Raw genomic sequence first — 9,442 nt, forward strand, 5'->3', positions numbered from 1 at the left:
ACCGCCGCCCTGTGGTTGCTCGTCGGGATCGCCGTGGGGGACGCGAAAGATCAGCACCATCACGTCATGGGAGCTGTCGAGGATGTTCGTTAGCTGGACCACCTGGCACGCCCGATCCGCATCACTCGCTCGTCGACTCGGCCTCGAGCCGCTCTTCCTGCCGCGATCGATCCAGCGAGTGCCGGTGCCGTTGCGTTACCTGGCCGCCTGGGCGTGGATGACCTACCACCTGTGTCGCTCGCGGCCCAAGATTCTGGCGGTCATGGCGCCGCCACCCCTGGCGGCGTGGTGTGCCGCCATCTACGGCCGGATCGCCCGGGTGCCGGTGCTATTCGATCTGCACAGCGGGACGTTCAACAATCCCAAGTGGCGGTGGTCGACCCGCTATGTTCTTGCGGCAGCGAAGCGCGGCGTTGTCCTGGTCACGAACCAGACCCACTTCGAGATCTGTCGCGCTCGCGGGCTCGCCGTCGAGCAGGTGCACGACCTGGTGATCGACGTTCCGGAAACGACCCTTGCTCGCACCGAGACGCCACAGGACTACGTGCTGGTCATCGCCTCCCATGCCGAGGATGAGCCGATCGAGGCGATGCTAGATGCGGCGGCGCAGCTGCCGGAGCTCGAGTTCATCGTGACCGGTTCGGCCCGGCCGGAAGGCAAGCAAAAAGCCGCTGCAATACCGAACGTCCGGTTGTCTGGCTACGTCGACGCTGCGACTTACGACGATCTGGTCACATCCGCGGGTCTCGTCGTCTGTCTCACGACCCGCCCGGACACGATGCAGTGTGGCGGCTACGAGGCGCTCGCCTTCGGCAAGCCCCTGGTGACGAGTGACACGGCTGTGCTCGAGGAGTTCTTCGGCTCGGCCGCCTGCTTCGCGGGCCCGCAGCCGGACCAGCTGGCCGCTGCCGTGACCCGAGCCATGGCCTCTCGCGACAAGCTGAGCTCGGCGATGCGGTCGCTGCGCGACGAACGGGTGGCAGCCGACCAAGACGCGATTTCCAGGATCCGTCACCGGCTGGCCGAGGCGCGATGACGCGGTCAGCCGCTGCTCAGCCAGCCGACGAGAAGCCGCCGTGGCGCTTTCGGTCGGCGACCGCGACGATGGCGCGCACCGTCGCGGTGGATCTGTCGCTGCTGCGAAAGAGCCCGACCGCGCAGGGGTGGCGACCGACCCGGCCCGCGCTACAGCTGCACCGACCGATCTTCGTGATCGGTGCCCCGCGATCGGGGACGAGCTACCTCGGTGACGCGGTCGGCCGACTTTCCGGCGTCTCCTACCATTTCGAGCCGATAGCGACGAAGTACGCCGCCCAGCAGTACGCGACACGCGACTGGGACGCCGGCCGAACTGCCGCCTACCTACAACTGGCCTATCGCCTGCTGCTCACCAGCCGAATGGAGTGGAGCAAGCGGTTGTGCGACAAGACGCCACAGGCGTGCTTCCTCATCGACCTCCTCGCCGAGCAGTTCCCGGATGCTCAGTTCGTCCACATCATTCGCGACGGCCGCGACGCCGCCACGAGCTACCGAGAGAAGCCCTGGCTTCGCGCCGATTCTGCGGCTAGCCGACGATTCGAGCCCGGCGGAGCCAGATGGGGCGGTTACCCGCGGTTCTGGACGGAGATCGACCGCCGCGCCGAGTTTCGTGAGACGACCGACCTCCACCGATGCATCTGGGCCTGGCGGCGATTCACCGAGGAAGCCTTGCGGCAGACCCAGCGACTGCCCGGCGACCGGCTTCTCGAGCTTCGCTACGAACGACTCGTCACGCAGCCCAAGGAAACCGGAGCCGCACTCGCCGAGTTCCTCGGGGAGCCGGGGCAGGCCGCCGTCCTGATCACCCATCTGGTGAACTCCGCCCGCCCGGCGTCGGTCGGAAGGTGGCATTCGCTCATGCCTGACGAACAGGCGGTCTTCGAGCGCGAGGCCGGATCACTCTTGGACGCACTCGGCTACTCCTAGCCGAAAATCTGTTCCTCACTCAGGTGAACCTCCTGTGGTGACACCGGCTCGGCGAGCACCCCTCGGCCTGAGGCTGCGACGATTGCTTGGCCGCTGAGGTCAGGCGCCTCGTGGTAGGCCACGAGGCCGTGGCGGGCCATCAACTCGCAGATTTCGACCTGGTGGTCGTCGACATGCTCGTTGCGGGATCGCCGGCGCGGCACGACCAGCGGACTGACGCCGAGCTCCAGCAGATCGAGCAACGTGCCGACCCCGGCGTGGGCGACGACCACGTCCGCCTCGGTGGCGAACGAGTTGAACTGGTCACGCGACACCATCTGGTAGGCGGTGCCCGGCAAGTCGCTTCTCGTGGTCTCGCCGAGCTGCCAGACGGTCCGCTCGTCGGCGAGACCGGTCGCGAGCACGGCATCCACGAGCGCGTCGAACCGGTACGGCTTGATCGTGCCCAACGTCACGAAGAGCTTCGGCCTCGACACCTCGGGCCGATCGTCACGGTGGTAGGTGTCGAGGACGCTCGGGAACGGACGCCACCGTCGGGTCGCCCAGGCGGGATGCTGGGTGCGCAGCTGCACCGTGTGGCTGGCGGCAAGCACCCGCCCCGACAGCGACGGTCCGTTCACCCGCGAGAGGCTTTCGATGTAAAGGGCGGGGACGCCGTGCGCACGCGCCAGAGGCAGGGTGGTCAGCGCGATCCCGGCGCCTGTGCTCGCCGCGACGTCGAAGTGTTCGTTGCGAAGCAGCTCGCGAATGCGCGGAATCGTCCGTAGGAGAGGACGCGACTGGCGCGGACCTACGTAGGGCAGGAAACACACCCTTCGTCCTTCGAGCAGCGAACGGCTCTGGTTCGTCTCGAACGTCACCCACAGCGAGTCTGCGCTCGCACCGAGAAGCGGCGCGAAGCGGTGCAGTTGAGCGAGATGTCCACCCGTGCTGGCGGCGAGTAACACCTTGCGCTCGGCCACGCACCGCCTCCCTTCGCTCATCGCGCATCGACCGACGAAATGGTACGTCGGTGCTCGACTTTCGGGACCCGGCCGCGCGCTCGGCATACTGGCCGGGTGATGCCGCCACCGTCCGCATCTCGCAGTGGCGATGGCGAGGCCGGTCACACAGCCGCCGCCGAGCAGTCCATCACGGGTGAGCTGAACCGGCTTGCCCGCGGCGGCACGCTCAGCCTCGCCGGCATGGTCCTGAACGCGGTGCTCGGCTTCGTGGCGCTCCTGTTGGTCAGTCGCGTGCTCAGCACGCAGCGCTCGGGCGCGATGTTCGAGGCAGTCGCCGCGTTCACGATCTTGAGCAACGTTGCCGAGCTCGGCGCCGACACCGGTTTGCTCCGGTTCGTCCCACAAGTGCGTCGTGACGGTCTGCGAGCACTCCGTTCTCTCGCCGTCGCGGCACTCGTCCCTTCGATCATCACTGCGGGCATCCTCACGACTGCCGCCTACCTGACGGTGCCGCAAGAGGCGCGACTCCTGGCCGGCCACGCTGCGCACAGCGTCCCCGCTCTTAGAGCCGAGCTGCGGATCGTGCTCGCGTTCGTCCCCGCCGCCTCCGTGATGACTGTCACCCTCGCGGCGGTGCGCGCCTGGTCGATCAAGCGTTCGGTGGGTGTGATGTACGTCGCGATCCCCACGTTGCGCATCGTCCTGCTGCTTCCGCTGCTCGCCAGCCATCCGTCGCCGGAGCTGGTCGCGCTGGCCTGGGTGATGCCCTACGGCCTCGGCGCCGTGGTCTCGTTGTGGTGGTTCTCCCGGCTGATGATCTGGAATGAGCCACACGGTGATCAGCGCTGGCCCAGCGTGGCCGAGCTGCGGCATCAGGGGCGCATGTTCTGGCGCTTCAGCGCACCGCGAAGCCTGGGAGCGACCTTTCAGATCCTGATCACCTGGATCGACGTTCTGCTCGTCGGCTCGCTCGCTTCGCCTGGTTCGGCCGCGCTGTACAACGTGGCAAGCCGGTACGTCGCCATCGGTACCTACCCGCTGCAGGGCGTCGCCTACGCGGTCACGCCACAGTTCGCCCGGCTGATGTCCGCAGGCCGCACGAAGGCAGCCGCCGCGATCTACCAGGTATCGACCTGTTGGACGGTCCTGGCGTCCTGGCCGGGGCTGTTGCTCTTCGTCGTCTTCGGCAGCACCTGGATGAAGGTGTTCGGCGCCGACTACACCCACGGCGCGACCGCCTTGGCGGTCATCGCCGCCGGGATGCTCGCGAACTGCGGCACGGGCCCATCCGGTCAGGCGCTCGGGATGGCCGGGGGCACCAGCGCCAACATGGCGGTGGCGGGCGTGTCACTCGCCGCGAACCTCGGATTGAACGTGGCGCTGATCCCCCGGTACGGGATATCAGGCGCCGCGATCGCCTGGCTGGTGTCACTCGTCATCACCAGCGCGTTGACGTCCACCCTCCTGTGGCGGGCGACGAGAATCTCGCCGTTCTCGAGAAGTCTCCTCATCGCGACGGCAGTGAGCAGCGTGATCTACGCCGCAGGCGGCCTCGCGGTGCGCGTCGCCGCCGGCTCGGGCCTGGTCGTTCTGGTGGGATTCGCGGCGGTGGCGACGGCCTGCTACCTCGCGGTGATCTTCGGCAAGCCGGCTGCGTTCGGACTGGACGGGGTCGGCGCGGCAGCCGCCTCCCGGCTGCGACGACCCAGGAAGGTGCCGCCGCTTTCGCCGCCGATCTCCAGACCTGGCTCCGACGCTAGAATGTAGCGGCACGGGAAAGAACGTCGAAACTTTCTGCCAGGTTGCTCTGACCGCGAAGTGACAGCCTCCGAACCCTTGGACTGTGAGTGGAACTCTCCGACTATCTTCGGATCCTGCGCAACCGCTGGCAGATCATCGCGCTCTGCGTGGCCGTTGCACTCGCGGCGGGAGCGCTGTTCGTCCTCGCGAGCTCGCCGCGCTACGAGTCCCAAACGCAGCTTTTCGTCTCGACCAGCGCCGCTGACGCCGACCCGTCCGCGATCTTCCAAGAAGGACAGTTCTCGCAGGCCCGCGTCCAGTCCTACGCCGACATCGTCGGCGGCCCGCTGGTCGCCAGCCAGGTCGCTGCGCAGATCGGTGGGGGGCTGACACCCAAGACGATCGAGAACGAGGTGACGGCGAAGGCGCCGGTCAACACGGTGCTGCTGAACGTCACGGTCACGGATCCATCCGCTCGCCGGGCCCAGGAGATCGCGACCGGGATCGGGCAGGTGTTCCCCACCATCGTCAAGCAGGTCGAGACGCCGGATTCGAACGGGCAGTCGCCCGTGAAGGTGAGCGTCGTGAAGCCCGCAACGTTCTCCAGCTCGCCGGTCTCACCGAAGACGCCGCTCGACATCAGCCTCGCGTTCCTGGTCGGTCTGGTCGTCGGGCTCGGGGCCGCCGTACTGCGCGAAAGCCTCGACAACACGATCAAGACCGCCGAGGACGTCCAGGAGGCGACCGGCCGGGCCGCGATCGGTGTCATCGGCTTCGACCCCGACGCGAAGAGCCATCCGCTCGTGATCGTCGAGGACACCCACAGCGTGCGCTCCGAAGCACTGCGGCAGCTGCGGACGAACCTTCAGTTCATCGATGTCGACGTCCCGCTGCGCTCCATCGTCTGCACGAGCTCAGTGCCGAGTGAGGGCAAGACGACGACCGTCTGCAACCTCGCCATCACGCTCGCCAACACCGGGATGCGGGTGCTGCTCGTCGAGGCCGACCTGCGCCGCCCGCGCGTCGGCCTCTACATGGGCCTGGAGAACGCCGTCGGGCTGACCAGCGTCCTGATCGGCGCGATCGGGTTCGACGAGGCGGTACAGAGCTGGGGCTCCGACGGCCTGCTCGACGTTCTGCCCTCGGGCCCGATGCCGCCGAACCCGAGCGAGCTGCTCGGATCGCACGGCATGGTGAGCTTGCTGCGCTCGCTCGAGCAGCGCTACGACCTCGTCCTGTTCGACACTCCGCCGCTGCTTCCGGTGACGGATGCCGCGGTGCTCGCGGTCGAGGCGAGCGGGGCGTTGATCGTCGTCCACCACGGTCAGACGCGCCGCGAGCAGCTGCAGAACTCCACCCAGTCGCTCACCGCGGTCGGGGCCCGGATCCTGGGCACCGTGATCAACTTCGCGCCGCGCAAGGGCCCAGAGGCCTACTACTACGGCTACGCGTACAGCTACCACAGCAAAGACCGGGTTCCGATGCCGACGTTGCGCCCCGCGGCGGACCCGGCGATGAGCTTCAGCAGCCACGCATCCGTCAAGCCTGTCACCGAGCCCTCCGAACACCGTGCCGAGCGAAACGGCTCGAGCCCGAGTCCGGCGACGACCTGGCCGAAGGCTCCGGTGCTTCCGCAGGCGGTCGAAGAGCCGCCCTCCGCACCGCCGGCATGGGCTGGCCCCCCGCGCGAGCCCGCGCAACCGGCCGATCCTGCGCATTCGGCGGAGCCCGCCGAGTCGGCTGAGCCCGAGCATCGCGTCGAACCGCCGGCTTCCACCCCGTTCGGCGCTATGTCCAGCGAGCCGCCGGCGGCGCCTTCCGAGGAGGACTCGCCGTGGGCACGCGACTACCGCGACCCGGCACAGATCGCCACCCGCACCTCGCCGGGCGGGCTGACGCGCGCGGAGCTCGAGTCCGATCCGGTTCGCCGCTCGTTCGACGAGGACCGCTGACTAGCTCCAGCTGACTCCGGAGTCGGTGGTGGTGACCGACTTCCCGCCGCCGACCGCGTAGCCGCTCCCGTTCGCGGCCAGTGACACCGTGGCGGGAGCCCGCAACGCGGTCAGGCACGGCCCGGCCTGCCAGGATCCGCCGGCGTCGTCGGTGCGGACCACGGCCAGCCCGGCACAACCCGGCGTACCGGTGACGAGCGCCAGGCCCTGCCCGTTCGACCCGGGCTCCAGCGCTGCCGCCACCGCCTGACCCCCGCCCGGGAAGGCCCCGACCGGGGTCCACGTCACACCGCCGTCGGCGGTGTTGAGCAGTCCGGACCCGCACATGACCATCGCAACGGTGACGCTCGCGGGTGCAACCGCTTCGACCGGCGCGCCCTTGCCGCACGGCGCGGCGATGGTGCCGGCCGGACGCCGCAACCGGTTGTTCAGCACCACCCATGCCTGTCCCAGGCCGGCACTCGGCGCCCAGGTCTTGCCGCCGTCCGCGGTCGAGAAGAACTCGGCTTGGCAGTTCGCGGCCGCGCCGACGACCCAGCCGGAGTTGGGCGCTGTCAGGTCGATGCGCAGGACGTGCGGCACGGGTAGGTTCACCCGCTGCCAGGTGCGCCCGCCGTCTGTGGTCTGGGCCAACCGTGCCTTGCGTGCGCACCCGGCGACCGCGCGCCACCCGTCCGAGGCGCTGTCGAAGGAGAGCAGGGTGGCGTCGTGTGCGACCGGAGTCACCGACGCGGCCGGGGTCTGCGCCGGCGTACCGGTCTCGATCGGCGTGCCGGACGGCGAGGACGTCACCTGGTAGGGCAGCTGGCGACCCAGCGAGTTGCCGGAGGTGTGCCGGACCGCCGCAACGATCAGGACAGCATCCACGAGGACCAGAACGACCACCACAACATCCATCGTGAAGGCCTTGAGAAGGCGCACGACATGATCAAATCACGTGGCTTGGAGCAGTCGTCGCACCACCACGCCGACCGCTCGGCCGACCGCGCCGCGGGCCCGTCAGGTGCAGGCGGGCGAGTCGTCTCGGACGGTCATCGGCTGTGCCAGCGGCTGCTGGGGCAACACGACCGGACCGGTCGCCGCCGGCTCGTGGACCGTGAACTGCTCGGTGAGCGTCTGGCCGGGCAGGATCGTCAGGATCGTCTCGGTGATCGGATGTCCGCGGTCGACCGCCGAATACGTGCCGATCGGCTTGCCGTCCAGCGTGACGCCGGACACCGAGGCGCCCTCGGTCGAGTAGAGGCTCACGATGAGGAACTCCGAGCCCGGTGGGTGCGGATCGGAGCCCCACTGCACGCCCGTGGTCATGTACGCCGGCAACCCGCTGCTCGGTGCGGCGTTGTGCAGCGTCAGCGACACCGTCGCGATGTCGGCTGCACAGCTCGACCGCCGGTAGACCAGGGTCCGGTGCAAGAAGTAGTCGAGCTTGGTCCCCGAGTCGTTGGTGACCACTGCTTCCTCGAACGGCTCGCTCGTGCGGTGCAACACCCCGCCGAGCGGAGTTCCGGCAAGGATCGCCTCCTCGTCCGGGTGGGCGCTGTAGGCGACGAGGCGACGCTGCCCGGCGGAGGACGCCAGCGCGTGAAGCAGTTTCGTCGTGCTGAGGTTCCGCTCGAGGACGGCCTGCGTCACCGCTTGCCCGGCGGCGACGAAGAACGCCTTCCGAGCTGGTGTGTCGATGTCTTCTTCGCCGGCGTCGAAGCGCTGGTAGACGCCGACGTCGAGAAGCCGGACCAGGTTGTGCCCGGTCAGCCTGGTGCCGTCCGCCATGCGCACCGGACCGATGACGGTGAGGATTCGCGACAGCATGACGGGGTCGACGGCCAGTACGCCGTCGATGTGCAGCCCGAGCCGCTGCGAGACCATCGACGCCCAGATCTGCGCGGCGTCAGGGAAGTGCGGGCTGATGTCCGCGTCCTGGATCGAGTGGTAGGCGTCGTCTCCGCCGTACGCCTTGGCGAACTGCGGACCGAGGTCGACGTCCGCGGTGATGCCGTGGAAGTCCCGGTCGCTGCCGAACCGGCCGAACGTCATCCGTCCGTGGTCGGCGGAGAGCAGGCCGTAGCCGCCGAAGATGCCACCGAGCGCGCGCGCCTCGTTGTCGCCCTCGAACACGACCAGGTAACGCCGCGGCCCGGACTCGCCCAACATCGGCGGGAGCAGTCGCGTGGCGAGGACGGTGTCGCGCAGCGTGCCGTCCAGCGAGGTGAGCTCCCGCAACACCGAGCTGCGGCCCGACGACACCGGGCCGAGCCAGCTGCTCGACGTGCGCGAAATCCGCTCGCGCGCGGCGTCCAGTGACGGCAACGCCCGCGCCAACAGCGGACCGCCTTGCTGGAGGTCGGCGAGATCGATCTGATCAGAGGCGGTACGCAGGCTCTTCGGGCTGAGCGCCTGACCGCCGTCGAGGACCAGCGGCATCGCGGTGTGACTCAGCGAGTGACCGATCGAGGCGATCGTGCGCGTGGTGCGCAGCGGCTCGCCCAGCAGCGGCAGGTGGGCGCCGACCCACCACGCCGGACCCGACGTTCGGTCGACGGCGTGCGCCGCCTTCGACTGCACCTCGGCGAGGTCGTGCTCGGCCGCGCTGCTGCGGCCCGCGATCAGGTCGCTACGCAACTGGCGAATGTCGTGGCGCATGGCCAGCAGGGCCGACCGCGCCTGCCAGCCGGTGACGAAGATCCACACGAAGCCGGCGAGCAGCAGGACAGCGACCGCCACGCCGCCGGCGAGCAGGCCGCGCCGACGGGTCGCCGACCGGGCGGCTGGCTCACCGGAGCCGGCGTGCGTCACGTCTCATCACCTCGGGACAAAGCGTGGGGGTCCGGCACCGAGTCGGTG

At 69.0% G+C, this 9,442-nt stretch carries 7 protein-coding genes; 4 read left to right on the plus strand and 3 right to left on the minus strand.

The window, feature by feature from the left end:
- Positions 1-82 precede the first annotated feature (82 nt).
- On the plus strand, positions 83-1,036 hold the full coding sequence (locus VG899_10265) for a glycosyltransferase (protein HWA66736.1): 954 nt from the start codon (positions 83-85) through the stop codon (positions 1,034-1,036).
- Entirely contained in the window at positions 1,033-1,965 is a 933-nt protein-coding gene (locus tag VG899_10270; protein ID HWA66737.1) for a sulfotransferase, read from the plus strand. The genes VG899_10265 and VG899_10270 overlap by 4 nt, the downstream gene beginning before the upstream one ends.
- Here the strand turns inward: VG899_10270 and VG899_10275 are convergent.
- Positions 1,962-2,927, minus strand: a complete 966-nt coding sequence (locus VG899_10275) for a glycosyltransferase (protein HWA66738.1) — start codon at positions 2,925-2,927, stop codon at positions 1,962-1,964. The two genes, VG899_10270 and VG899_10275, sit on opposite strands and share 4 nt — an antisense overlap.
- Positions 2,928-3,026: 99 nt before the next feature.
- Here VG899_10275 and VG899_10280 point away from each other — a divergent pair, with 99 nt between their 5' ends.
- Positions 3,027-4,676 carry a flippase gene (locus VG899_10280; protein ID HWA66739.1) on the plus strand — a complete coding sequence of 550 codons (1,650 nt, stop codon included), beginning with the start codon at positions 3,027-3,029 and terminating at the stop codon, positions 4,674-4,676.
- A gap of 80 nt (positions 4,677-4,756) precedes the next feature.
- Positions 4,757-6,601, plus strand: a complete 1,845-nt coding sequence (locus tag VG899_10285; protein HWA66740.1) for a polysaccharide biosynthesis tyrosine autokinase — start codon at positions 4,757-4,759, stop codon at positions 6,599-6,601.
- On the opposite strand, the gene VG899_10290 is transcribed toward VG899_10285, so the two are convergent.
- Positions 6,602-7,522: a hypothetical protein gene (locus VG899_10290; protein ID HWA66741.1), complete on the minus strand. Its 921-nt coding sequence runs from the start codon at positions 7,520-7,522 to the stop codon at positions 6,602-6,604.
- A gap of 78 nt (positions 7,523-7,600) precedes the next feature.
- Positions 7,601-9,394 (minus strand): DUF4012 domain-containing protein, encoded by a 1,794-nt coding sequence (locus VG899_10295; GenBank protein HWA66742.1) that lies wholly within the window; start codon positions 9,392-9,394, stop codon positions 7,601-7,603.
- Between the last annotated feature and the right edge of the window lie 48 nt (positions 9,395-9,442).

The sequence above is a fragment of the Mycobacteriales bacterium genome (genome assembly GCA_035550055.1).
In the GTDB taxonomy this organism is placed as follows: Bacteria; Actinomycetota; Actinomycetes; order JAFAQI01; family JAFAQI01; genus DASZTV01.

Bases quoted from the DNA above. Each gene is read 5' to 3' on its own strand.
- VG899_10265 (HWA66736.1), top strand. From the start codon at position 83: ATGTTCGTTAGCTGGACCACCTGGCACGCCCGATCCGCATCACTCGCT.
- VG899_10270 (HWA66737.1), top strand. From the start codon at position 1,033: ATGACGCGGTCAGCCGCTGCTCAGCCAGCCGACGAGAAGCCGCCGTGG.
- VG899_10280 (HWA66739.1), top strand. From the start codon at position 3,027: ATGCCGCCACCGTCCGCATCTCGCAGTGGCGATGGCGAGGCCGGTCAC.